Raw genomic sequence first — 24,995 nt, forward strand, 5'->3', positions numbered from 1 at the left:
AAGATCGCGAGTCCCATGATCGGATGACCCCTTCGGGGGTCGGCCGAACGACACGGAAGTGGCCGTTTCGTCGGATGGACACGATGCATCCGGCTGGGCGGAATCGACGCACCGGAACGTTTCATTCAATGCGCTGAGCGTGCTGGAGAAGGCGTCGATGTCTTGACCGGGCCCGCCACGGCCCCGTAATCTGTCGGCAATCTATGAAACGTTTCAGACCGCGAAGGACACCATGACGAACCCCGCAGTCCGTGACCTCCTGGAACGCAGCAACCGGCTGGGCGCCGACCCGCGCAACACCAACTACGCGGGCGGCAACACCTCGGCCAAGGGAACCGAGACCGACCCGGTCACCGGCGAGCCGGCCGGCCTGGTGTGGGTCAAGGGCTCCGGTGGCGACCTCGGCACGCTCACCGAGAAGGGTCTCGCCGTGCTCCGCCTCGACCGGCTGCGGGCGCTCACCCGCACCTATCCGGGCGTCGAGCGCGAGGACGAGATGGTCGCCGCGTTCGACTACTGCCTGCACGGGCGGGGCGGCGCGGCGCCGTCGATCGACACCGCGATGCACGGGCTCGTCGACGTCGCGCACGTCGACCACCTGCACCCCGACTCCGGCATCGCGATCGCCACCGCGGCCGACGGGCCGGCGCTGACCAAGGAGATCTTCGGCGACCGGGTGCTGTGGGTGCCGTGGCGGCGTCCCGGCTTCCAGCTGGGCCTCGACATCGCCGCCGTGCAGAAGGCCAATCCGCAGGCCATCGGCGTGATTCTGGGCGGGCACGGGATCACGGCGTGGGGAGCGACCAGCGAGGAGTGCGAGCGCAACTCTCTGGAGATCATCGAGAAGGCCGCGAACTACCTGAGCGAGCACGGCCGCAAGGATCCGTTCGGCGCCCAGGTCCATCAGGCGCTGCCCGCGGATCAGCGAAAGAGCCGGGCCGCCGCCCTCTTCCCGGTCCTGCGTGGTCTCGCCTCGACGGATCGCAGCCAGGTCGGGCACTACACCGACAGCGAGGTCGTCCTCGACTTCGTGAACAGCGAGCGGGTCCAGGAACTGGCCGCGAAGGGCACCTCCTGCCCCGACCACTTCCTGCGCACCAAGGTCAAGCCGATGGTGCTCGACACCGCGCCCGACGCCACGCTCGACGAGGTCGTGGCCCGGGCCCGGGAGCTGCACGAGGCCTACCGCGCGGACTACCGCGGCTACTACGAGCGGCACGCCACCGCGGACAGCCCGGCCATCCGCGGCGCCGACCCGGCCATCGTGCTGGTGCCCGGCGTGGGCATGTTCTCGTTCGGCGCCAACAAGCAGACCGCCCGCGTGGCCGGCGAGTTCTACGTCAACGCGATAAACGTGATGCGCGGCGCCGAGTCGGTGTCGGCGTACGCGCCGATCGACGAGGCCGAGAAGTTCCGCATCGAGTACTGGGCGCTCGAGGAGGCCAAGCTCCAGCGGATGCCGAAGCCCAAGGCCCTGGCCACCCGGATCGCGTACGTGACCGGCGGCGGCTCGGGCATCGGCCGCGCGATCGCCCTGCGACTGGCGGCCGAGGGCGCGTGTGTGATCGTCGCCGATCGCGACGAGGAGGCGGCCCGCAAGGTCGCCGGCGAGATCGGCGGCACCGACGCGGCCATCGCGGTAGCGGCCGACGTGACCAGCGCCGACGCGATCATCGCCTCGCTGAACACCGCGGTCCTGGCCTTCGGCGGTGTCGACCTGGTCGTCAACAACGCCGGCCTGTCGATCTCGAAGCCGCTGCTCGAGACGACCGAGCAGGACTGGGATCTGCAGCACGACGTGATGGCCAAGGGCTCGTTCCTGGTGTCCCGCGAGACCGCCCGCATCATGATCGCGCAGGGTCTGGGCGGCGACATCATCTACATTTCCAGCAAGAACTCGATCTTCGCCGGGCCCAACAACGTCGCCTACGGCGCCACCAAGGCCGACCAGGCCCATCAGGTACGCCTTCTGGCCGCCGAGATGGGAGCCCACGGCGTACGCGTCAACGGCATCAACCCCGACGGCGTGGTGCGCGGCTCCGGCATCTTCGCGGGCGGCTGGGGCGCCAAGCGGGCCGCGGTCTACGGCGTGCCCGAGGAGAAGCTGGGCGAGTACTACGCGCAGCGCACCCTGCTCAAGCGCGAGGTGCTGCCCGAGCACGTGGCCAACGCGGTGTTCGCGCTGACCGGTGGCGAGCTCACCCACACGACGGGCCTGCACATTCCGGTGGACGCCGGCGTGGCCGCGGCGTTCCTGAGATGACCTCCTTCGCCGCGGTCGACCTCGGCGCGTCCAGCGGACGCGTCATCGCCGGCCGCATCGAAGACGGCGCGATCGAGATGCGCGAGACGAACAGGTTCGCGAACGAGCCGGTGCGGATCAACGGAACCCTGCACTGGGACATCCTCAGCCTCTATCGCGGTGTGCTGGAGGGACTGGACAAGGCCGGCCCGGTCGACAGCATCGGCATCGACTCGTGGGCCGTCGATTACGGCCTGCTCGACGCGACCGGCGCGCTGCTCGGCAACCCGGTGCACTATCGCGACGGCCGCACCGACAATGTGCGGCTCGACCTTTCCGACGAGCAGCTCTACGAGATCAACGGCCTGCAGAAACTGCCGTTCAACACCATCTATCAGCTGGCCGCGGCCAACGGATCGCCGCAATTCGGGATCGCCCGGCAGATGCTGCTCATCCCTGATCTGCTGGCCTACTGGCTGACCGGCGAGATCGGCGCCGAATACACCAACGCGTCGACGACCGGCCTGCTCGACGTGCGTACGCGGGAATGGTCTCCGTCGTTGACCGCGGGGTTGACATTGACGCTGCCGCCGATCCGGCAGCCCGGGGAAACGATCGGCGAGCACCAAGGCGCCCGGGTCGTGGCGGTCGGCTCGCATGACACCGCGTCGGCCGTGGTCGGCGTTCCGGCCGAGGGCGGGCATTTCGCGTACATCTCGTGCGGCACCTGGTCCCTGGTCGGTCTCGAATTGAACGGGCCCGTGCTCAGCCCGGAATCGCGGAAAGCCAACTTCACCAACGAGGGCGGCGTCGACGGCACGATCCGCTATCTGCGCAACGTGATGGGTCTCTGGCCGCTGCAGGAATGCATGCGGGAATGGGGCTCGCCCGACATCGGCGAGTTGCTGCGGCAGGCGGCCCGGGAGAAACCGGTCGTGGTCGACATCGACGACCCGGTCTTCCTGCCGCCCGGCAACATGGCCGAGCGGGTGGCCAAGGCGGCCGGTCTGCCGTCGGACGCGAGCCCGGCCCGGCTGACCCGGTGCATCGTGGACAGTCTGGCGGTGGCTCACAAAAAGGCCGTCGAGCAGGCCCAGGAGCTGTCCGGCCGGCACGTCGACGCGGTGCACATCGTCGGCGGCGGCGCCCGCAACGACTTGCTCTGCCAGCTGACCGCGGACGCGTGCGGGCTGCCCGTGCTGGCCGGTCCGGTCGAGGCCACCGCGCTCGGCAACCTGCTGATCCAGGCCCGCGCGGCCGGGGTGATCGGGGGCGACCTCGCGGCGCTCCGCTCGGTTCTGCGCGAGACTCAGCGTGTGGTGCGCTACGACCCCGTACGGAGGTAGCTCATGCGCATAGCGTTGTTCGCCACCTGCCTGGCCGACACGATGTTCCCGGCGGCGGCCAAGGCGACCGTCCAGCTGCTCGAACGGCTCGGCCACGAGGTGGTCTTCCCGCTCGAGCAGACCTGCTGCGGCCAGATGCACGTCAACACGGGCTATCAGAACGAAGCCCTTCCCCTCGTACGCCGGTACGTGCGCACCTTCGAGTCGTGTGACGTGGTGGTGGCCCCCTCGGGCAGTTGCGTGGGCTCGATCCGCCACCAGCACGCGATGGTCGCGCGGCAGGCCGGGCAGGAGGGGCTGGCCGCGCGGGCCGAGGCGGTCGCGAGCCGCACGTACGAGCTGTCCGAGCTGCTCATCGACGTCCTGAAGACCGAGGATGTGGGCGCGTACTACCCGCACCGGGTCACCTATCACCCGACCTGCCACTCGCTGCGCGTGCTGCGGGTCGGCGACCGGCCGCTGCGGCTGCTGCGCCGGGTGCGCGGCCTCGACCTGGTCGAACTGCCGCAGGCCGAGCAGTGCTGCGGGTTCGGCGGCACGTTCGCGGTCAAGAACGCGGACACCTCGACGGCCATGCTCGCCGACAAGATGCGCCACGTGCTCGACACCGGCGCCGACGTCTGCACGGCGGGCGACGCGTCCTGTCTCATGCACATCGGCGGCGGACTGTCCCGGCTGCGTACGGGCGTGCGGACGGTCCACCTGGCGGAGATCCTGGCGGCTACGGAGGCGACGACATGAGCACGCACGCACCCAAGGGGGTCGGGCATCTGCGCGGCGACGAGCCGTTCCCGGCGGCCGCCCGCGTGGCGCTGGGGAACCCGCAGCTGCGCCGCAATCTGCAGCACGCCACCACCACGATCCGCGGCAAGTCGGGCCGGGTGATCGCCGAGCTGCCGGACTGGCAGGAGCTGCGCTCGGCCGGGTCGGCCCTCAAGACGTACACGATGGCGAATCTGCCCCGGCTGCTCGAGCAACTGGAGCAGAACGTCACCGCCGCCGGTGGGGTGGTGCACTGGGCGGCCGACGCCAACGAGGCCAACCGGATCGTCACCGACCTGGTCCGGCGCACCGGCGAGCGGCGCGTCATCAAGGTCAAGTCGATGGCCACGCAGGAGATCGGGCTCAACGAGGCCCTGGAGGACGCGGGCATCGCCCCGGTCGAGACCGATCTGGCCGAGCTCATCGTGCAGCTCGGCCACGACAAGCCCTCGCACATCCTGGTGCCGGCCATCCACCGCAACCGCTCCGAGATCCGCGAGATCTTCCTGCGCGAGATGCCCGGGGTCGACCCGGCGCTGACCGACGACCCGCCCGAGCTGGCCGGGGCGGCGCGGCGCTATCTGCGCGAGACGTTCCTGTCCACCAAGGTGGCCGTCTCGGGGGCCAACTTCGGGATCGCCGAGACCGGCACGCTCGCGGTCGTCGAGTCCGAGGGCAACGGCCGGATGTGCCTGACCCTGCCGGACACGCTGATCACCGTGATGGGCATCGAGAAGGTCATCCCCGCGTGGCAGGACCTCGAGGTGTTCCTCCAGTTGCTGCCGCGTGCGTCGACCGGCGAGCGGATGAACCCGTACACGTCGATGTGGACCGGGGTGACGCCGGGCGACGGGCCGCAGAACTTCCACCTCGTGCTGCTCGACAACGGGCGTACGGCGGTGCTGGCCGACGAGGTGGGCCGCTCGGCGCTGCACTGCATCCGCTGCTCGGCCTGCCTCAACGTGTGCCCGGTCTACGAGCGGACGGGCGGGCACGCGTACGGCTCGGTCTATCCCGGCCCGATCGGCGCGGTGCTCTCGCCGCAGCTCACCGGGGTCGAGGACAACGCTTCGCTGCCGTACGCGTCGTCGCTGTGCGGCGCTTGCTTCGACGCGTGCCCGGTGAAGATCGACATCCCGTCGATCCTCGTGCACCTGCGTAATCAGGCCCCGCATCCGCGGTCGGAGAAGGCGGCGATGGCCGCGGCGGCGTACACGATGGACCGGCCCCGGCTCTACGAGCGGGCGCAACGGGCGGCCAAGCTGTCGAAGCTGCTCGGCAAGCGCGGGCGGGGGCTGCCCCCGCCGCTGAACGGGTGGGCCGCGAGCCGCGACCTGCCGTCGCCGCCGCCGGAGTCGTTCCGGGATTGGTGGCGAGGGCGATGAGCAGCAAGAACCTGATCCTGGCCCGGATCCGTGAGGCGCTCGGCGCCGATCCGGCCGAGCCCGAGGTGCCCCGGGACTATCGGCGCGGGACGGCCCCCGTCGACCTCGACCTGCTGGTGGAGCGTTTGGTCGACTACAAGGCCGTCGTGCATCGCGTGTCGGATGTTGCGGGCACGGTGAAGCAGATCATCGGGAACGGCAGGCTGGTTGTGCCGCCCGAGCTGCCCGATTCCTGGCTGCCGCCGGGGGTTCCGGTGGCCCGGGACGACGGGCTTTCTCAAGATCAGATAGCTGCCGCCGACGGCGTGGTCACGGCGGCCGCGGTCGCCGTCGTCGAGACCGGCACGATCGTGCTCGACGCCTCGCCGGACCAGGGCCGGCGCATCCTCTCGCTCCTGCCCGACCTGCACATCTGCGTGCTGCGCCCGGACCAAGTGGTGGCCTCGGTGCCCGAGGCCGTGGCCCGGCTGACCCCCGGCCGCCCGCTGACCTGGATCAGCGGCCCGTCGGCGACCAGCGACATCGAGCTCAATCGGGTCGAGGGGGTGCACGGCCCCCGCAATCTCCACATCGTCCTCATCGAGGAGGCAGCATGATCCTGACCCCGAAACCACGCCGGAAGATCCGCATCGGGCTGGTGGCCGGCGGGCTCGGCACCTACTGGCCCCAGTTCCCCCATCTGCTGCCCCAGCTCCAGGAATCCGCCCGGTACGTCGCCGAACGGTTCCACGAGATGGACGCCGAGGTCACCGACGCCGGGTTCGTCTCGGACGCGCAGGAGGGCACGGCCGCCGCCGAGAAGCTGCGCCGGGCCGACTGCGACCTGATCGTGCTGTTCCTGACGACCTACCTGACCTCGTCGATGGTGCTGCCGATCGCCCAGCGGGCCAACAGCCCCGTGCTGGTCATCGACCTGCAGCCGACCGAAAAGATGGACCACGCCTCGTTCGACACCGGCTCGTGGCTGGCCTACTGCGGGCAGTGCCCGGTGCCCGAGGTGGGCAACCTGTTCCGCCGCGCGGGCATCCCGTTCCGGTCGGTCACCGGCTGGCTGCGGCAGGAGTCGGCGTGGGCCCGCATCTCGCAGTGGATCACCGCGGCCCGGGTGCGGGCGGCGCTGCGCGAGGCCCGGCACGGCCTGATGGGCCACCTCTATCCCGGCATGCTCGACGTGTCGACCGATCTCACCCTGCTGCCCACCACGTTCGGCTCGCACGTCGAGGTCCTCGAGTTCGACGACCTGCGGGAACGCACCCTCGCCGTCACCGACGACGAGGTTGCCGAGCGGATGGAGCTGGCCCGCAAGATCTTCGTGCTGGACGACTCGGTCAACGAGGACGACTTCGCCTGGGGCGCCCGCGTCTCGGTCGGCCTCGACCGGCTGGCCGACGACTTCGACCTGGACAGCCTGGCCTACTACCACCGCGGGCTGGCCGGCGAGCAGCACGAGCGGCTGGGCGCGGGCATGATCCTGGGCGCCTCGCTGCTGACCGCCCGGGGCATCCCGGCCACCGGCGAATACGAGCTGCGGACGACCGTGGCCCAGCTGGCCACCCAGGTGGCCGGGGCGGGCGGCTCGTTCTGCGAGATCCAGGCGCTGAACTTCGAGGACAACGTGGTCGAGATGGGTCACGACGGCCCGGCCCACCTCGCGGTCAGCTCGCGGCAGCCGCTGCTGCGCGGCCTCGGCGTCTATCACGGCAAGCGCGGCTGGGGCGTCTCGGTCGAGTTCGACGTGCGCCCCGGGCCGGTCACCCTGCTCGGTCTGGGCCAGGACCGCGACGGCTCGCTGTCGTTCATCGCCGGCGAGGGCACCGTGGTCGACGGCCCGCTGCTGGCGATCGGCAACACCACGAGCCGGGTCGACTTCGGCCGCGACCCGGGCGAGTGGGTCGACGACTGGAGCGCGTCGGGGGTCGGCCACCACTGGTCGCTCTCGCTCGGGCATCGCGCGGCCGACTACAAGGCGGCGGCCTCGCTGCTGGGCATCGATTTCCGGCAGGTGTGACTTTGCCGGGCGGCCAGGATCGTGCGCGTACGCCCTAGGATCACCCGGGTGACCACACCGATGCGGGTGCCGCCGTCCGAGCCCGAGCGTGAGCACGCCGCCGAGCTGCTGCAGAAGGCGTGCGGCGACGGCCGGCTGACGCTCGAGCAGTTCACTGTGCGGGTCGGCGCGGTCTGGGCCGCCGAGAGCGCCGACGAGCTGGCCAAGGCCACCGACGGCCTCGACCACAAGCCGATCGTCGGCTCGGCCAGCACGGTCGACAAGGTCGTCACCGTCTTCAGCGAGAACAAGCGCCGGGGCCGCTGGCGGCTGCGCACGCCCCGGCTCAAGGTGTTCACGATGTTCGGCTCGACCGTGCTCGACCTGCGCGAGGTGCTCACCGGCGAGGACGTCATCGAGATCGTCGGCACCAGCACGTTCGGCGAGTTCAAGGTGATCGTCCCCGAGGGTGTCGAGGTCGACGTGAGCGGCACGGTCGTCTTCTCCAACCGCAACATGCACCTGGCCGCCGTGCCGCGCCTGGCCGGCACCCCCGAGATCCGCATCCACCTGACGAGCTGGTTCAGCAACGTCGAGATCGTCTCCCGGCCCTACACGCTGCCCCCGGCCTGAGCCCCGGGCTCAGCCGATCTCGACCCAGACCTCGTCCAGCATCCCCTGGAACTGGTCGTTGTCGGCGAACGAGCCCTTGCCGCCGAGGCTGAACGGGATCCGGTTGCTGACCGACAGGCCGGCGGGCAGCGTGGCCCGGCCGCGCGGCGCGTCGTCGACCAGGATCGTCAGCCGCCGGCCGGTGCGCCGGCACTCCAGCTTGTGCCACCGGTCGTCGGCGACGCCCACGCTGCTGATCGCGGCGTGGATGTCCGGACGGCGGTCGTCGACCAGCACACAGCTCGGCCGGCCGGCCAGCCCGTCAATCTGCAGCTTGTACTGACTTCCCCGTACGGAATAGCCCTTCTGCATGACGTTCTCGCCCTTGGTCGTCTGGTCCGCGGCCAGCCGCACCGACGCGCCGTAACGGATCGGCCGCTTCCCCGGGTTCAGATCCGAGGTGGTGGGCGCGCGCAGGGCGATCCGCGGGCACGGCTCGTCATGACAGGGCGGCGGGAACACCAGCGCCTTGCCGCCGTTGTGCGCGACCGTGCCGAAGGCGCCGCCGTGCCGGCTCACCGGGCTCAGGTCGTGACCGTTGCCGCTGACGTCGGCCAGCGGCGACGACCCGTCGAAGGTGTAGCGGACCGTGGTGCGGCCGGCCGCCGGGGAAGCGGCCGCGGCCGAGCCGGCCGTGCCCGCGGCGAGCAGCGTCAGGACACAGAGGACAGTGCGTCGGAACACCGGATCACCCGAACGACGCGTAGCGCCTCTGGGCCTGCCCGCCGATCGTGGTGAAGTCCCCGCCCGCGGCCACCGTGCCCCGGTTCGGGTCCACCGCGAGCGCGCGTACGCCGACCACCCCGTTGGCCTGCGGCGCCCAGCGGCTGAGCGAGCCGTCCCGCTCGACCGCGGCCAGCTTGACCCGTGACACCGAGCCCGCGTCGCATTCGCCGTTGTCCGCGTCGTCGCCGTTCGCGCAGGCCCGGTCGAAGTGGCCGCCGACGTAGGCGACCCCGCCGAGCACCGCGATCGCCTGCGCGTCGCCGTCGAAGACCCGCGTCCACCGGTTCTGCCCGCCCGTCGAGTAGGCCGCCGCGCGACCACCCGCGCCGCCCATCGCGGCGTAGACCCCGGAGTCGTCGACGGCCAGCGCGTGCACGAGCGCGGGCGCCGACGCGCGGAAGCCCCGGTCGACCTCGCCGCTGCCGGCGCGCACCGCGGCCAGCCGCCGGGCCGTGGCCACGCCGTTGATCCGGTGGAAGCTTCCGCCCAGATAGACCCGGTCCCCCCGTACGGCGAGGGCGTTGACCATCCCGTCGGCCCGCGGGGTCCAGTCGTCGTCGACCCGGCCGGTGGCCAGTGAGAACGCGGCGGCGTGGCCCCGGTCGTCGCCGTCCACGCCGCTGATCGTCCCGGCGGCGTACAGGTGGCCGTGCCCGGCGGCGAGCGCGTGCACCGCGCCGTCGATGCGGTGGCCGAACGAGCCCGGCTCGCCGGTGCCCGCGTCGATCCGGGCGATCGAGTCGCGCTCCTCACCGTTGATCTCGTTGAAGTCGCCACCGGCGTAGACCTGACCGGGCACGAGGGCCAGGGCCCGTACGGTGCCGTCGGCCGAGGGCGCCCAGTCGAGCAGCTCGCCGGTGCGGCCCGAGAAGGCGGCCAGGCGATTGCGGGTCACCGTACGGCCCTGGATCGTCATGCGGGTGAAGGCGCCGCCGACGTAGACCGTGTCGCCGCGGTACGCGATCGCATAGACCGAACCGTTGAACGAGGGCGCCGCCGGGGCCACGCTCGCACCGACCACAGCGTGAGCGGGCTGGGCGGTGGCGGCCATCGCGAGGACCGCGGCGCCGATCAGAGCGGCGCGGCGCACATGTCGGGAGATACGCACGCCGTGTCAACGCGCCACGCGGCGAAAGGCGACGCGAGGCGTCACGGAAGTCTCAAGACACCCGGGGCGCCGTCGATTAACTCGCCGTGTGGCGACGTGCGAGGACCAGGACGGGTGTGCGGACGAGCGCGCGCCTGTTCGCGGCGTACGCGGTGGCCAGTCTCGTCCCGATCGGGGCGCTCGGTGCGGTGATGCTGCACGGCACCGCCGAGGACGCCGTCCGCTGGGGGCAGGACCAGGGCCGCGCCCAGGCCGCCGTGATCGCCGAGATGGCCGTCGCGCCCGCGCTGGACGAGGCCGTCCTGAGCGAGGGCCTGACCGCCGAGCAGCGGGACCGGCTGCAGCGCGCCACCGACCTGGCCATCTACAACGACTCCGTGCTGCGCCTGCGGGTCCGCGGCTTCAACGGTCAGGTGGTCTTCTCGGACGACGGCCGGACCGCCGGTGGCGTCTCGATCCACGACCCCGCGTTCCGCTCGGCCGCCGACGGGCACACCGAGGTCACCGCGCTGACCGAGCCCGGGGCGCCCGGCGGCCAGGTCATCCGGGTGCTGCAGCCGATCGTGGCCAGCGCCTCGGGCCAGTCCGTCGGCGTGCTCGAGCTGTATCTGCCGTACCAGCAGATCGCCGCCCGCCTGCACGAACAGACCACCGTCACCTACTGGCGCCTGGGCGCCGGCCTGGGACTGCTCTATCTGGTGCTCGGCCTGATCTCCTGGTCGACCACCCGCTCGCTGCGCCGTTACGCACAGCAGCAGGCGCACGAGGCGCTGCACGACGCCCTGACCGGGCTGCCGAACCGGGCCGCGTTCCACGAGCGGGCGCGCGAGGCCGTCGCCCAGGACGGCGAGCCGGGCGCGATCGTGCTCGTCGACCTCGACCGGTTCAAGGAGGTCAACGACACCCTCGGCCACCACGCCGGCGACGAGCTGCTCGCGGTCGTGGCCGACCGGCTGCGGGCCGGGCTGCGGCCGGCCGACACCCTGGCCCGGCTCGGCGGCGACGAGTTCGCGCTGATCCTGCCGCGCAGCGACGCGGCCACGGTCCGCCGGCTGCTCGGCGAGCTGAGCGCCGCGCTCGCCACCGAGGTCGTCCTCGACGGCGTGCCGCTGAGCATCGAGGCCAGCTTCGGCGTCGCCCTCTATCCCGAGCACGGCCACGAGACCGAGGAACTGCTGCGCCGGGCCGACGCCGCGATGTATCACGGCAAGCGCGGCTCGGCCGACATCGTGGTCTACGCCGGTGAGGACATGGCGCACCCGACCCAGTGGCTGGTGGTGCAGGCCGAGCTGCGGCACGCGCTGGCCCGCGACGAGCTGGTGCTGCACTACCAGCCCAAGATCGACCTGCGTTCGGGCGAGATCGTCGCGGTCGAGGCGCTGGTGCGCTGGCAGCACCCGCAGCGCGGCCTGCTGCCGCCGTCGGAGTTCCTGCCCGCGGCCGAGCAGTCCGGGCTGATCGAGCCGCTGACCGCGTGGGTGCTGACCCGGGCGCTGGCCGACCAGGCCGTCTGGACGGCCACCGGCCGCGCGTGGGCGGTGTCGGTGAACGTCTCGGCCCGCAACCTCGAGAAGCCCGGCTTCGCCGACTTCGTCACCGGCCTGCTCGCCGCGCACGGCACGGCCCCCGGCCGGCTGCTGCTCGAGGTCACCGAGACCGCGCTGGCCGCCGACACCCGATGCACCGGGCAGGCCGTGGTCGACCTGACCGCCCGCGGGATCGGCATCTCGGTCGACGACTTCGGCACCGGTTACACCAGCCTGTCGCAGCTGCGCGGCCTGCCCATCGCCGAGGTCAAGATCGACCGTACGTTCGTCCGTGACGTTCTCGACGCCCCGGCGAGCCAGGCCATCGTCCGCGCCGTCATCGCCCTGGCCCACGGCCTCGGCAGCCGCGTCACCGCCGAGGGCATCGAGACGGCCGAGGTGGCCGACTGGCTGCGCCGGGCCGGCTGCGACGAGGCCCAGGGCTATCTGTACTCGCGCCCGGTTCCCTGGGCCGAGATTGGAACATACGAGATCACCGGAGCCGCCTCGTGAAGCGTGCCCTGTTCGCCGCCGTCCTGCTGGCCGCCGTGACCGGATGCGCCGCGCCGGACGGCACCGCCGCCTCGCCGCCGGCCGACGGGGGTATCCGGGTCAACCAGGCGCTGCACGAGAGCCTGCCGGAGGGCATCCGGGCCCGCGGGACGATCCGGTTCATGACCGACGCCAGCTACGCGCCGATGGAGCAGTTCGCGGCCGACGGCCGGACGATCATCGGCTTCTCACCCGACCTGGCCAGCGCGCTCGGCTCGGTGCTGGGCATCGAGACCGAGATGGTGCAGGGCGATTTCCACACCGCGCTCGACGACATGGCGGCCGGCCAGTACGACGGCGTGCTGTCCTCGATGAACAACACCGCCGAGCGGCGCAAGAAGGCCGACTTCGTCGACTACTTCGCGACCGGCACGGCGATCATCGTGCAGCGCGGCAACCCCAAGGGGGTCACCGGTTTCCGGTCGCTGTGCGGCCTGGTCGTGTCGACGGAGCGCGGCACCGTGCAGGCCGGCCTGCTCGAGCGGTCCCAGCGGGCCTGCGGCGCCAACCCGATGACGATCAAGCTCTACAAGACGAACGCCGACGCCCTGGTCGAGCTGCGCACCGGCCGCGCGGGCGCCGTGCTCAACGACTTCCCGCCCGCCGCCTACCTGGCCTCCGACGCCCGGACCAAGGCCTTCTATCAGCTGGCCTCCAACATCCAGTACGAGCCGGGCACGTTCGGGATGGCCTTCGCCAAGGGCGATCCGGCCCTGCGCGACGCCGTCCAGGCCGCCTTCGACGAGCTGGTCCGCACCGGCGTCTACACCGAGCTCCTGCAGCGCTGGGGCATCGCCGACGGCGCCATCGCCACCGGCGTCGTCTGACCCGGTACGCGGGAATCGGCCGGATCGTCTATCGTTTCGCCGTCATCAATATTGACGGGGGACAAATTAATGACGGTCAGGCGCAGCCATGCCCGGGGAATCATCGCGACAGTGGCCGCGGTCGCCCTGATCGGCGCGGGAACCTATGCGGCGGTGTCCTCGCCGTCCGGCCCCTCCGGTTCCGAAACGGTCGCGGCCGGTCCGGCGCCCTCGGCGGCCGCCACCGAGCCGCCGTCGCGTAAGCCGGTCGAGGCCGGCCGATCCACGCCGCCGGCCGCCAAGCCCGCCCTCGTCGAGGCCGCGCTTCGAACCGCCCAAGGCAACAAGAAGGTCGTGCACGCCGCCGCGGGAGAGAAATATCAGGCCCGCGATGTCGTGGTCGACAAGAGCGGCGCCCGGCACGTGCGTTTCGACCGCACCTGGAACGGCCTCGACGTGCTCGGCGGTGACTTCGTCGTGCACACCACCGGCGCGGGCAAGTTCGCCGGAGCCACCGTGGCCCAGGACGCCGCGGTCAAGGTCTCCCGTACGCCTGAGGTGCCGAAGCGCGGCGCGATCGCCACGGCCAAGAAGCGGCTCAGCGGCCCGGCCACCGCGCGGCTGGTCGTCGACGCCCACGCGGGCGAGCCGGCGCTGGCCTGGGAGGTGACGGTCGCTCGGCACCTCCTCGTGGTCGTGGACGCCACCACGGGCCGCGTGCGGCGCACGTACGACCTGGTCAAGGCGGCCGACACCGCGACCGGGCACGGGCTGCACAACGGTGACGTCAAGCTCTCCACCACGCGTACGGGGGAAGGCTCCTTTGAACTGATCGACCCGGACCGGGGCGGCGGCACGACCCGGGACGCGCTGAACGACGCGGAGATTCCCACGGCGGCCAGCTCGAAGGCGTTCGTGGACGCCGACGACGTGTGGGGCGACGGCACCATGGCCGACCGGGCCACCGCGGGCGCCGACGTGCACTACGGCATGGCCGAGGCGTGGGACTACTTCAAGAGCACGTTCGGCCGGGCCGGGGTCAACGGCGACGGCAAGGGCGTCGTCGCGTACGCCCACCATGACGTCAACAAGGCCAACGCGGGTTGGAGCGACTACTGCTCGTGCATGGTGTTCGGCGACGGTGACGGCAGCCGCAAGCCGTTCACGTCGCTCGACGTCGTCGGGCACGAGATGGCGCACGGGGTCACCTTCCGGACCGCCGACCTGGTCTACGAGGGCGAGTCGGGCGGGCTCAACGAGGCCACCAGTGACATCTTCGGCACGCTGGTCGAATTCGCCGCGAACAACCCGGCCGACGAGCCCGACTATCTGGTCGGCGAGATGACCGGCCCGGAATCTCTGCGCCGGATGGACGAGCCCACCCGGAACGGGACGTCGGTGTCGTGCTGGAGTCCGTCGATCAAGGACCTGGACGTTCACCGATCGTCCGGCATCGCCAACAAGTTCTTCTACAACCTGGCCGTGGGCAGCGGCACGACGCGGTGGGGCAGCAGCACCCCGTGTGGCGGTGCGGCTCCGGTGACCGGAATCGGCAACGAGGCGGCCGCGGCGATCTGGTATCGCGCGCTGACCACGTACATGGTCTCCAGCACCGATTTCGCCGGTGCCCGTCAGGCCACGCTGCAGGCGGCCGGCGATCTGTACGGCGCGGACAGCGCCGAGCGGTCCGCGGTGCAGGCCGCGTGGCTGGCCGTCGGAGTCGACGGCTCGGGCACCGTGCCGCCGTCGTCCACCGCACCCGAGATCGACCCGATCCAGTTCGCGACGGGACACATCGGCACACCGGTGCAGCACCAGCTGACCGGCCGCGACCCGCAGGGACAGACCATCCTGTGGACGGCGACGGACCTGCCGGAGGGCCTGACCATCACCCCGGCCGGCCTGATCAGCGGCGTGCCGACGAAGAAGGTCCGGTTGTCGGTCCAGGTCAAGGCAACCGACCCGGACGGTAACCAGACCAGCCGGACGGCGCCGCTCTGGTACATCAAGGGGCCGCCGGAACTGGCGCTGCCGCTGCCCGCCTCGAAGACCTTCAACATCGGCACGGAGGTCTCGTTCAAGGCCAACTTCGAGGACTACCCCGACTTCTTCCTGGACCAGCGCCGGTGGGTGACCGTGGAGACCGCCGGACTGCCCGCCGGCCTGACCGCCGCGATCAGCAACGACCCCGCCGACACGCTGACCACCGTGACCGTCAAGGGCACGCCGACCACGGTGGGCAGCGGGACCATCCGGTTCACCGCGACCGACCCCGAGGGCGAGACGACGACCGTCAACCTGCCGTACACCGTCGAAGCGCCGCTGCCTCCCGCGGCGCCCGTCATCTATGTGACCCCCAGCGGGACCGACGGCAACGCGATTGTCACCTGGGCCGACCCGGTCACCGGCAGCGCGCCGGTCACCGGCTACGTCGTGCGGGTCACGCCCGGCTCGGAGCAGGTGCTGCCGGCCACCGCTCGTCTGCTCAGCCTGACCGGTCTGGACATGACCAAGACGTACGAGATCGGTGTCCGGGCCCGCGGCAACGGGGCCGACAGCCCCGAGAAGACGCTGAAACTGGAGCCGGATCCCACCCAGCTCACCCTGGCGCCGCTGTCGCTGATCGCCGGTTACGCCAACCCCGTCGCACTGACCGGCACGATCACCGGCCCGGATGTGAACGGCGGCTCCTATCTGGAGCAGAAGGCGGCCGGGGCGACCACCTGGACACGGGTCACAGCGGTCACGGCCAATGCGGCGGGGGCGTGGAGCCACACGGTGAACCCGACCGTGACGACGGCGTACCGGGTGCGCTACTTGCCTTCCCGTCTCGGCCGGTGGCCCGCGATCTCGGCCACGTCGACGATCACGGTGCGCTACGCCGTCACGGTCACGCCCAGCACCACTTCGACGACGGTCAACAAGACGGTCACCTTCACCGGCACGGTCCGTCCGGCCACGTCGGGAGTGCAGGCCAGCCTGCAGCGTTACACCGACAGCGGTGAGTGGGTGACCATCCAGAGTGCGCCGATCACGGCGGCCGGCAGCTATTCGATCAGCCGGGCCTTCGCTCGCGGCACGTGGAACCTGCGGGTGGTGGCCAGCGGCGGCGGCACCAACGCGTACGGCTTCACCCCGGCCCTCAGGCTGACGGTCAGCTAGGCACCCGCGGTCCGGCCTGATCGTCTATTGTTTCGCGGTCATCAATATCGACGGGGGAACTGATACATGACGGTCAGGCGCAGCCACGCTCGGGGGATTGTCGCGACGGTGGCCGCGGCGGCGCTGATCGGCGCGGGCACCTATGCCGCGGTGTCCGCACCGTCGAAACCGTCGGCACCTGAGGCGCTCGCGGCCACGTCCGAGCCGTCGCGCAAGCCGGTCGAGGCCGGCCGGTCCACCCCGCCGGCCGCCAAACCCGCCCTCGTCGAGTCCGCGCGCCGAACCGTTCAGGGCAACAAGAAGGTCGTGCGGGCCGCGGCGGGGGAGAAGTATCAGGCCCGCGATGTGGTGGTCGACAAGAGCGGTGCCCGGCATGTGCGTTTCGACCGCACCTGGAACGGCTTGGACGTGCTGGGCGGGGACTTCGTCGTGCACACCACCGGCGCGGGCAGATTCACCGGGGCCACCGTGGCTCAGGACGCCGCCGTCGACGTCAGCCGCACCCCCGCGATCTCCCAGCGGGCCGCGATCGCCACGGCCAAGAAGCGGCTCGACGGGACGGCCACCGCGCGGCTGGTCGTCGACGCCCACGCGGGCGAGCCGGCGCTGGCCTGGGAGGTGACCGTCGCCAACCAGCTCGTCGTGGTCGTCGACGCGGCCACGGGCCGGGTGCGGCGCACGTTCGAGCTGGTGCACACGGCCGACAACGCGACCGGCCACGGGCTGCACAACGGTGACGTCAAGCTTTCCACCACGCGTACGGGGGAAGGCTCTTTCGACTTGACCGACCCGGACCGGGGCGGCGGCACGACCCGGGACGCGCTGAACAGCATCGGAATCCCCACGGTGGCCGGCTCCAAGGCGTTCACCGACGCCGACGACGTGTGGGGCGACGGCACCATGGCGGACCGGGCGACGGCGGGCGCCGACGTGCACTACGGCATGGCCCGGGCCTGGGACTACTTCGAGGATGCGTTCGGCCGGGCGGGAATCGGTGGCGACGGCAAGGGCATCACCGCGTACGCCCACCAGGACGTCAACCGGGCCAACGCGTCCTGGAGCGACCTCTGCTCGTGCGTCATGTTCGGCGACGGTGACGGGAGCAGCAAGCCGTTCACGTCGCTCGACATCGTCGCGCACGAGATGACGCACGGGATCACCTTCCGCACCGCCGACCTGGTCTATGACGGCGAGTCGGGCGCGCTCAACGAGGCCACCAGCGACATCTTCGGCACGCTGGCCGAGTTCGCCGCGAACAACCCGGCCGACGAGCCCGACTACCTGATCGGCGAGATGACCGGCCCCGAGCCGCTGCGCTGGATGGACCAGCCGAGCCGTAACTCGCGGGCGGTCTCGTGCTGGAACCCGTCGGTCAAGGACCTGGACGTGCACTACTCGTCCGGGGTGGCCAACAAGTTCTTCTACAGCCTGGCCGTGGGCAGCGGCACGAGCCGGTGGGGCAGCAGCACCCCGTGCGGCGGTGCAGCCCCGGTGACCGGGATCGGCAACGACGCGGCCGGGGCGATCTGGTATCGCGCGCTGACCACGTACATGGTGTCCAGCACCGATTTCGCCGGTGCGCGTCAGGCCACGCTGCAGGCGGCGGGTGACCTGTACGGCGCGGACAGCGCCGAGCGGTCCGCGGTGCAGGCGGCATGGCTCGCGGCGGGGGTGGACGGCTCGGGCACCGTGCCGCCGTCGTCGACCGCCCCGGTGATCGACCCGATCCAGTTCGCGCCCGTCCGGATCGGCACGCCGGTGCAATACCAGCTCACCGGCCGGGACCCGCAGGAACAGACGATCACCTGGACGGCCTCGAACCTGCCGGCCGGTGTGACGCTCACCCGGGCGGGCGTGATCGGTGGCGCGCCGAGAACCAAGAACAGCTGGCTGACCATGATCTATGCCACCGACCCGGACGGCAACAGCGCCGCCCAGCAGGTGACCTGGTACGTCAAGGGCCCGCCGACCGTGATCTCGCTGCCGGCCGGCACGCAGACGTTCACCATCGGCGCCGAGGTCTCGTTCAAAGTGAACTTCAGTGACGGCGCGGACTACTGGGTGGACGGCGAGAAGGAAACGACCGTCGAGACCACCGGGCTGCCCGCCGGCCTGACCGCCACGACCGCCAACCCCCTGCCCGGAATGGTCGCCGTGACCGTGAAGGGCACGCCGACCACCGAGGGCGCCGGGACGATCCGGTACACCGCCACCGACCCCGACGGCGAAACGATGACCGCCGACCTGCCGTTCACCGTCGCGTCGTCGCTGACACCGGCCATGCCGCGCCTGGCCGCCGTCATCGCGGGTGACGTCGACGGCGCCGCGGACGTCACCTGGGGTGACCCGGTCGCCGGCAGCCCGGCGGTCACCGGCTACGTCGTGCGGGTCACGCCCGGCTCGGAGCGGGTGCTGCCCCCGACGGCCCGCTCGGTCACCCTGACCGGTCTCGACATGACCAAGGCGTACGAGATCGGCATCCGCGCCCGGGGCCCCCGGTCCGACAGCCCCGAGAAGACGCTGACGCTGGCGCCGACCGAGCTGTCGCTGGCGCCGCTGTCGTTGATCGCCGGCTACGCCAACCCGGTCACGCTGACCGGCACGATCACCCGCCCGGGCACCGGACCGGTCGCGGGGGCCACGGCCGACCTCGAGCAGAAGCCGGCCGGGGCGACCACCTGGACGCGCGTCACCACGGTCACGGCGGATGCCACGGGAGCGTGGAGCCACACCGTGAACCCGACCGTGACGACGGCCTACCGGGTGTCGTATCCGCCCGCGACGGTCGGCTTGTGGCCCGCGACTTCGGCCACTTCGACGATCACCGTCCGCTACGCCGTCACGGTCACCCCCAGCGCCACCTCCACGACGGCCAACAAGACGGTCACCTTCACCGGCACGGTCCGCCCGGCCACGTCCGGGGTGCAGGCCAGCCTGCAGCGCTACACCGACGACGAGTGGGTGACCATTCAGAGCGCCCCGATCACGGCGGCCGGCAGCTATTCGATCGGCCGGGCCTTCGCCCGCGGCACGTGGAATCTGCGCGTGGTGGCCAGCGGCGGCGGCACCAACGCGTACGGCTTCACCGCGGCCCTCAAACTGACGGTGAGCTAGCGGCGCCGGTCATCCTTCTCGTATTGCCGCAGGAACAGCTCCTCGAGCGAGGGCGGCTGGCTGACCAGGCTCCGCACGCCGACCTGGACGAGCTTCTGCAGCGCCGGTTCGAGGGCGTCGGTGTCGACGTCGAACCGCACCCGGTCGTGGTCGAGCTGGAAGTCGTGCACCCCGGCCAGGGTGGCCAGCCCGTCCGGCGGCCCGGCCAGCTCGGCCTGGATCGTCGTGCGGGTCAGGTGCCGCATGTCGGTCAGCGTGCCGGTCTCGACCGTACGGCCGTCGCGGATGATCGTCAGCCGGTCGCAGAGCACCTCGACCTCGGCCAGGATGTGGCTGGACAGCAGGACAGTACGGTCGCCGCGCCTCTTCTCCTCGAGGATGACCTCGCGGAACTCCTCCTCCATCAGCGGGTCGAGGCCGGAGGTGGGCTCGTCCAGGATCAGCAGCTCCACATCGGACGCCAGCGCCGCGATCAGCGCGACCTTCTGCCGGTTGCCCTTGGAATAGGTGCGGCCCTTCTTGCGCGGGTCGAGCTGGAAACGCTCGAGAAGCTCCGACCGGCGGGCCGGGTCGAGCCCGCCGCGCAGCCGGCCCAGCAGGTCGATCACCTCGCCGCCGGTCAGCGAGGGCCACAGCGTGACATCGCCCGGCACATAGGCCAGGCGCTTGTGCAGAGCGGTCGCCTCGGACCACGGGTTGCCGCCGAGCAGGCGGACCTCCCCGCCGTTGTGCCGCATCAGCCCGAGCAGGATGCGGATCGTGGTGGTCTTGCCGGCCCCGTTGGGACCGAGGAAACCGTGCACCTCGCCCGTACGGACGTGCAGGTCGAGCCCGTCGAGGGCGGTCACCTGCCCGAACCGTTTGACAAGCCCCGTCGCTTCGATGGCCTCGGTCATGACGCTTCCTCTCCGGCGGTGAGCCGGTCGATGGCGGCCCGGGCCTGCAGGGCCTGCTCCTCGGTGATGAGGGGCTGAGAGAAGAGATCGAGCGAGGCCCGGAGCATGCGGGCCCACGCCTTGGGCTGGGTGACGTCGTCGCCGAGCGCCCGCGACATCAGGTCGCCCATGGTGAACAGGGACATCTTCATCACCGAGATCGTGGCGATGAAGGCGCGCGGGTCCTCCACCTTGAGATCGGAGTCGGCCAGCCACTGCTCGCCGTACTCCAGCATGCGGTCGAACAGCGCGGTGCCGGCGGGCGAGCCGTCCAGAATGGAACCGATCAGATAGCGCTGCAGAAGCCGCACCTGCGGAGTCAGCCCGTCGAGCGTGGAGAACTCGGTGAATCGGCCGCTGAGCTTGGTCAGCTCGTGGAGCGCCCACTCGTCGCAGGCGTCGCGCAGGCCCTCCTTGGAGCCGAAATGGTGGCGCAGCAGGCCGGAAGAGACATCGGCCCGCTGCGCGATCTCACGAATGGTCGCGCCCTCGGTGCCACGCTCCGCGAACAGCTCGATGGCCGCGTCACGGATGCGGGCACGCGCGGTCAGGTCGCTACTCACATGTGTAAGCTACTGCACACGCGTATAGCGGATGTGCCATCTTTCCCGCCGCGCTACTTGGTCTTCAGGTCCGCTCGCGCCTTCCGGGCGGCCTCCCGGATCGGCTCCAGCTCCTTCTTGATCACGGCCGCGTCGGGGCCTGGCTTGATCGCCAGCAGCGCGTCGACCTGCCCGTTCAGCGACTTGGCGACGTCGTCCGCACCCCGCTTCCCGGCCACCGCCAGTTCGGCGTCGATGGCCACGGCCAGGCGCACCTTGGGGCCGGTCAGCACGAAGACGCGATAGTCGGCCACGACGCTGCGGGCGGCGTCCCGGCCCGTCTTGTCGCGCAGCGCGGTCAGCCCGCGAATCTGGTCGTCGATCAGCTTGGCCAGCGCGTCCTTGTGCGCCGGCTGAAGGTGCTTCGACTTCTCGATCGTCGCGTCGAAACGTTTGAGGGCCGCCAGCCGGCGGTCGACGCGTTCGGCGACGGACCGCTTCGAACCGGCCACGCGCGCGTCATCGGCCAGGTCGGCGGGCTCGTCGAGGGCACCCATCTGCTGGTCGGCCGCGACCAGCAGAGTGTCGGCCGTCGCGGGCCGGGCGGCGCACGCCCCGCCGGCCAGCAGAACCCCGGAAAGCAGCAGAGGAGCGAGGAATCGTCTCATGCCGCCGAGCATCCCGGCCGCCGGTCAGGGCAGTGCGAACCCTTTGTAAGAGTTGTGTCAGGCCCGCCCCCGGTCGGGAAGCAGCCTCTCCTCGTGATCCAGCTCGCGCTCGAGGATCCGCAGGCCCTCGTCGTTGAGATTGCCGGCGTCCCGCCAGCGCAGCAGCTCCTCGCGCTGCGCCTCGATCACCTTGCGTCGCACCATCAGCGCCGCCTCGTACTGCGGCGACACCGGCACCTCGTCCGACTCGGCCTTCTCGAGCATGTCGAGGCGCCGGCGGTAACGCTCGAGCCGCACCTCCAGCTGCTTACGCATGTGCTCGATGGCGACGTCTTCGACGTGGTCGTGCTTCTCCTCCTGAATCGCGTCCAGCCGATCCAGCGCCGCCTGCACCGACGCCGAACGGGCCTCGTTGCGCTCGCGGGCCTCGTCGGTCTTGTTGGCCCGCAGACCCAGCCACTGCACCAGCGGCGCGAACGTCAGGCCCTGACCGAGCAGCGTCACCAGCACGACCACGAACGCGCAGAAGTGCAGCAGATCGCGCTGCGGAACCGTGGCCGGCAGCGTGAAGATGGCGGCCAGGCTGATCACACCGCGGGTGCCGGCCCAGCTCAGCGCGGTCACCTCCTTGCCGGTGAGCGCCTTCTCGCGGGCCCGCTCGGCGCGGGTCGGATCGCCCGTGCCCTCGTCGTCGACCACCGGGTCGGAGTCGCCGCCGAGGCGCATGTGCAGCGACCGGGGCAGCAGCTGGGTGAGGATCAGCCACAGCGGGCGCAGAAGCAGGGTCACGCCCACCGTCACCGCCACGGCGATGACGACGGTCGAGGTCTTGTACTCGCTCAACCCGTCGACCACAGTCGGCAACTGCTGACCGATCAGCAGGAAGACCAGACCCTCGAGCAGGAAGTCGACCAACCGCCAGACCGCGGTGGTCTGCAACCGGCTGGCCGCCACGCTGTGCCGCGACGAGTCGTGCCCGATGATCAGGCCGGCGATGACGACGGCGAGCACGCCCGAGACGTGCACCGACTCGGCCAGCACGTACGCCGCGAGCGGAGTGGCCAGCGAGATCGCGTTCGCGGTCAGCGGGTCCTGCCGCAGGTGACGCAGAAAACGCACGATGTACGCGACCACGACACCGGCGACGACACCGCCCGCCGCCATCACGAAGAACTCGAGCGTCGCGGCCGGGAACGAGAACCCGCCACCCTCGGTGGACGCGATGGCCACGGTCAGGATGGTCAGCGCGGTCGCGTCGTTGAGCAGGCCCTCACCCTGAATCAAGGTGATCAGCTTGGGTGGCAGCCCGGCGCGCCGGCCCACCGCCAGCGCCGCGACCGGGTCGGGCGGGGCCACGGCGGCGCCGAGCGCGACACCGGCCGCGAGCGTCGCCCCGGTCACCCACAGGTTCATCCCGACGCCGATGAGTAGCGCGGTCGCCAGCACCAGCAGCACCGACAGACTGACCACGGTCCGCATGTGACGGCGGATGTCGAGCAATGACGCGTCCAGCGCCGCGCTGTAGAGCAACGGCGGGATCACGTACGTCATGATCAGCTCGGGTTCGAGTTCGACGTTGGGCCCCGGCAGCACCGCGTACGTGATGCCCGCGATCGTGAGCAGCGCGGCGGCCGGCAGCCCCGTCTTCTCGGAGATCACCCTGAGCGCCACGATCACGCCGACGGCGGCCAGGATGAAGAACAGGGACTCTTCGACGTGCACGTTTAATATCTTTCCCCGCCCGCCCCACCGATGGGGCCGGGCGGGGAAAGCAGTTGTCAGTAGCGGTAGTGCTCGGGCTTGTAGGGCCCCTCGATGTCGACCCCCAAGTATTCCGCCTGCTTCTTGGTGAGCGTGGTCAGGCGGACACCCAGAGCGTCGAGGTGCAGCCGTGCCACCTTCTCATCCAGATGTTTCGGAAGAACGAACACCTGCTTCTCGTACTCGCCCGGCTTGGTCCACAGCTCGATCTGCGCCATCACCTGGTTGGTGAACGAGTTCGACATCACGAAGCTGGGGTGACCGGTCGCGTTGCCCAGGTTCATCAGACGGCCCTCGGAAAGCACGATCACGGAGTGACCGTCCGGGAAGCGCCACTCGTGCACCTGCGGCTTGATCTCGACCTTCTCGATGCCCGGCACCTTGGCCAGACCGGCCATGTCGATCTCGTCGTCGAAGTGGCCGACGTTGCCGACGATCGCGTTGTGCTTCATCGCCGCGAGGTGCTCGGCGGTGATGATGTCGGTGCCACCGGTCGTGGTGATGAAGATGTCACCGGTCGCGATCACATCCTCGAGCGTCGCGACCTGCATGCCGTCCATCGCCGCCTGCAGCGCGCAGATCGGGTCGATCTCGGTGACGACCACGCGGGCGCCCTGGCCGCGCAGCGTCTCGGCCGCGCCCTTGCCGACGTCGCCGTAGCCGCAGACCACGGCCAGCTTGCCGCCCAGCATCACGTCGGTGGCCCGGTTGAGACCGTCGACCAGCGAGTGCCGGATGCCGTACTTGTTGTCGAACTTGCTCTTGGTGACCGCGTCGTTGACGTTGATCGCCGGGAAGAGGAGCGTGCCCTCCTTGGCCAGCTTGTAGAGCCGGGCCACACCGGTGGTCGTCTCCTCGGTCACACCCCGGATCTCCGCCGCGATGCGGGTGAACCGCTGCGGGTCCTCGGCCAGGCTCGCGCGCAGCGTCTCGAGGATGATCCGGTACTCGTGGTTGTCGTCCTCGGTGGCCTGCGGAACCGCGCCGGCCCCCTCGAACTCGACACCCTTGTGCACGAGCAGGGTCGCGTCGCCGCCGTCATCGAGAATCATGTTCGGGCCGGCGCCGTCACCGAAGTCGAACAGCCGCATGGTGGCCCACCAGTACTCCTCCAGCGACTCGCCCTTCCAGGCGAACACTGGGACACCGGCGGGCTGGTCGACCGAGCCGTTGGGGCCGACGACGACCGCGGCGGCCGCCTCGTCCTGGGTCGAGAAGATGTTGCAGGACACCCAGCGAACCTGCGCGCCCAGCGCGATCAGGGTCTCGATCAGCACGGCGGTCTGCACGGTCATGTGCAGCGAACCGGCGATCCGGGCGCCCGCAAGCGGCTTGCTGTCGCCGAACTCCGAACGCAGCGACATCAGGCCCGGCATCTCATGCTCGGCGAGCCGCAGCTGGTGCCGGCCCGCTTCGGCCAGCGAGATGTCGGCGATCGCAAACTCGACCCCGTTGACAGAGGTCAGGCGGCTTTTGGCAAGATCGGTGCTCATTCGAGGGTCTCCTCCCTCTCAGGAGGCGCCCTTGAGGTCAAAACCCGGACCGAGCGTGGCGGAGACCAGCCGAAGCCGGTTCCGTCGCAGCGCCTCTCGACGCGGGCAGGTACCAGTTTAGCCCGAGACCGGGACCGGTACGACCGGGAGGCGCGGACCCATCCCACTCTTCGGCCCCGTTCCGTCCCACCGTTCACGCTCGTTTTGT

Annotated in this window: 18 protein-coding genes; 11 read left to right on the forward strand and 7 right to left on the reverse strand. The window is 70.8% G+C overall.

Annotation, left to right across the window (positions count from 1 at the left end; genetic code table 11):
* Positions 1-232: 232 nt before the first annotated feature.
* Genes ACZ3I4_RS01695 through ACZ3I4_RS01725 form a run of 7 tightly spaced genes read left to right on the forward strand, consistent with a single transcriptional unit; the run spans position 233 to position 8,355 of the window.
* Entirely contained in the window at positions 233-2,263 is a 2,031-nt protein-coding gene (locus tag ACZ3I4_RS01695) for a bifunctional aldolase/short-chain dehydrogenase (protein WP_465379917.1), read from the forward strand.
* Positions 2,260-3,588, forward strand: a complete 1,329-nt coding sequence (locus ACZ3I4_RS01700) for a rhamnulokinase (RefSeq protein ID WP_465379918.1) — start codon at positions 2,260-2,262, stop codon at positions 3,586-3,588. Before ACZ3I4_RS01695 ends, ACZ3I4_RS01700 begins: the two co-directional genes overlap by 4 nt.
* 3 nt (positions 3,589-3,591) lie before the next feature.
* Entirely contained in the window at positions 3,592-4,329 is a 738-nt protein-coding gene (locus ACZ3I4_RS01705) for a (Fe-S)-binding protein (RefSeq protein ID WP_465379919.1), read from the forward strand.
* A complete protein-coding gene (locus ACZ3I4_RS01710; RefSeq protein ID WP_465379920.1) occupies positions 4,326-5,735 on the forward strand; it encodes a LutB/LldF family L-lactate oxidation iron-sulfur protein in 1,410 nt (469 codons plus the stop codon). The genes ACZ3I4_RS01705 and ACZ3I4_RS01710 overlap by 4 nt, the downstream gene beginning before the upstream one ends.
* Positions 5,732-6,331 carry a LutC/YkgG family protein gene (locus tag ACZ3I4_RS01715; protein ID WP_465379921.1) on the forward strand — a complete coding sequence of 200 codons (600 nt, stop codon included), beginning with the start codon at positions 5,732-5,734 and terminating at the stop codon, positions 6,329-6,331. The genes ACZ3I4_RS01710 and ACZ3I4_RS01715 overlap by 4 nt, the downstream gene beginning before the upstream one ends.
* A complete protein-coding gene (locus ACZ3I4_RS01720) occupies positions 6,328-7,743 on the forward strand; it encodes an arabinose isomerase (RefSeq protein WP_465379922.1) in 1,416 nt (471 codons plus the stop codon). Before ACZ3I4_RS01715 ends, ACZ3I4_RS01720 begins: the two co-directional genes overlap by 4 nt.
* Before the next feature lie 48 nt (positions 7,744-7,791).
* Positions 7,792-8,355 (forward strand): DUF1707 SHOCT-like domain-containing protein, encoded by a 564-nt coding sequence (locus ACZ3I4_RS01725; RefSeq protein WP_465379923.1) that lies wholly within the window; start codon positions 7,792-7,794, stop codon positions 8,353-8,355.
* Between the two features lie 9 nt (positions 8,356-8,364).
* On the opposite strand, the gene ACZ3I4_RS01730 is transcribed toward ACZ3I4_RS01725, so the two are convergent.
* Positions 8,365-9,078 carry a LamG domain-containing protein gene (locus ACZ3I4_RS01730; protein ID WP_465379924.1) on the reverse strand — a complete coding sequence of 238 codons (714 nt, stop codon included), beginning with the start codon at positions 9,076-9,078 and terminating at the stop codon, positions 8,365-8,367.
* Positions 9,079-9,082: 4 nt separating this feature from the next.
* Positions 9,083-10,228 carry a hypothetical protein gene (locus ACZ3I4_RS01735; RefSeq protein WP_465379925.1) on the reverse strand — a complete coding sequence of 382 codons (1,146 nt, stop codon included), beginning with the start codon at positions 10,226-10,228 and terminating at the stop codon, positions 9,083-9,085.
* 116 nt (positions 10,229-10,344) lie between these two features.
* Between ACZ3I4_RS01735 and ACZ3I4_RS01740 the strand changes: the two genes are divergently transcribed.
* The 4 genes from ACZ3I4_RS01740 (at position 10,345) to ACZ3I4_RS01755 (ending at position 19,388) form a co-directional block, all read left to right on the forward strand.
* Positions 10,345-12,267: a putative bifunctional diguanylate cyclase/phosphodiesterase gene (locus ACZ3I4_RS01740; protein ID WP_465379926.1), complete on the forward strand. Its 1,923-nt coding sequence runs from the start codon at positions 10,345-10,347 to the stop codon at positions 12,265-12,267.
* Positions 12,264-13,133: an ABC transporter substrate-binding protein gene (locus tag ACZ3I4_RS01745; protein ID WP_465379927.1), complete on the forward strand. Its 870-nt coding sequence runs from the start codon at positions 12,264-12,266 to the stop codon at positions 13,131-13,133. Before ACZ3I4_RS01740 ends, ACZ3I4_RS01745 begins: the two co-directional genes overlap by 4 nt.
* Positions 13,134-13,202: 69 nt before the next feature.
* Positions 13,203-16,274: a M4 family metallopeptidase gene (locus ACZ3I4_RS01750; protein WP_465379928.1), complete on the forward strand. Its 3,072-nt coding sequence runs from the start codon at positions 13,203-13,205 to the stop codon at positions 16,272-16,274.
* 66 nt (positions 16,275-16,340) lie between these two features.
* Entirely contained in the window at positions 16,341-19,388 is a 3,048-nt protein-coding gene (locus ACZ3I4_RS01755) for a M4 family metallopeptidase (RefSeq protein WP_465379929.1), read from the forward strand.
* Here ACZ3I4_RS01755 and ACZ3I4_RS01760 read toward each other — a convergent pair.
* Genes ACZ3I4_RS01760 through ahcY form a run of 5 tightly spaced genes read right to left on the reverse strand, consistent with a single transcriptional unit; the run spans position 19,385 to position 24,787 of the window.
* Positions 19,385-20,284, reverse strand: coding sequence for an ABC transporter ATP-binding protein (locus ACZ3I4_RS01760; protein WP_465379930.1), 900 nt, complete (start codon positions 20,282-20,284; stop codon positions 19,385-19,387). The genes ACZ3I4_RS01755 and ACZ3I4_RS01760 overlap by 4 nt on opposite strands.
* Positions 20,281-20,886 (reverse strand): TetR/AcrR family transcriptional regulator, encoded by a 606-nt coding sequence (locus ACZ3I4_RS01765; RefSeq protein ID WP_465379931.1) that lies wholly within the window; start codon positions 20,884-20,886, stop codon positions 20,281-20,283. Before ACZ3I4_RS01765 ends, ACZ3I4_RS01760 begins: the two co-directional genes overlap by 4 nt.
* A gap of 53 nt (positions 20,887-20,939) precedes the next feature.
* On the reverse strand, positions 20,940-21,533 hold the full coding sequence (locus tag ACZ3I4_RS01770; protein ID WP_465379932.1) for a hypothetical protein: 594 nt from the start codon (positions 21,531-21,533) through the stop codon (positions 20,940-20,942).
* A 57-nt stretch (positions 21,534-21,590) separates the two neighbouring features.
* On the reverse strand, positions 21,591-23,255 hold the full coding sequence (locus ACZ3I4_RS01775) for a Na+/H+ antiporter (RefSeq protein ID WP_465379933.1): 1,665 nt from the start codon (positions 23,253-23,255) through the stop codon (positions 21,591-21,593).
* Between the two features lie 56 nt (positions 23,256-23,311).
* On the reverse strand, positions 23,312-24,787 hold the full coding sequence (gene ahcY / locus ACZ3I4_RS01780) for an adenosylhomocysteinase (protein ID WP_465379934.1): 1,476 nt from the start codon (positions 24,785-24,787) through the stop codon (positions 23,312-23,314).
* Positions 24,788-24,995: the final 208 nt, after the last annotated feature.

Source organism: Actinoplanes sp. NPDC021490 (assembly GCF_055562135.1).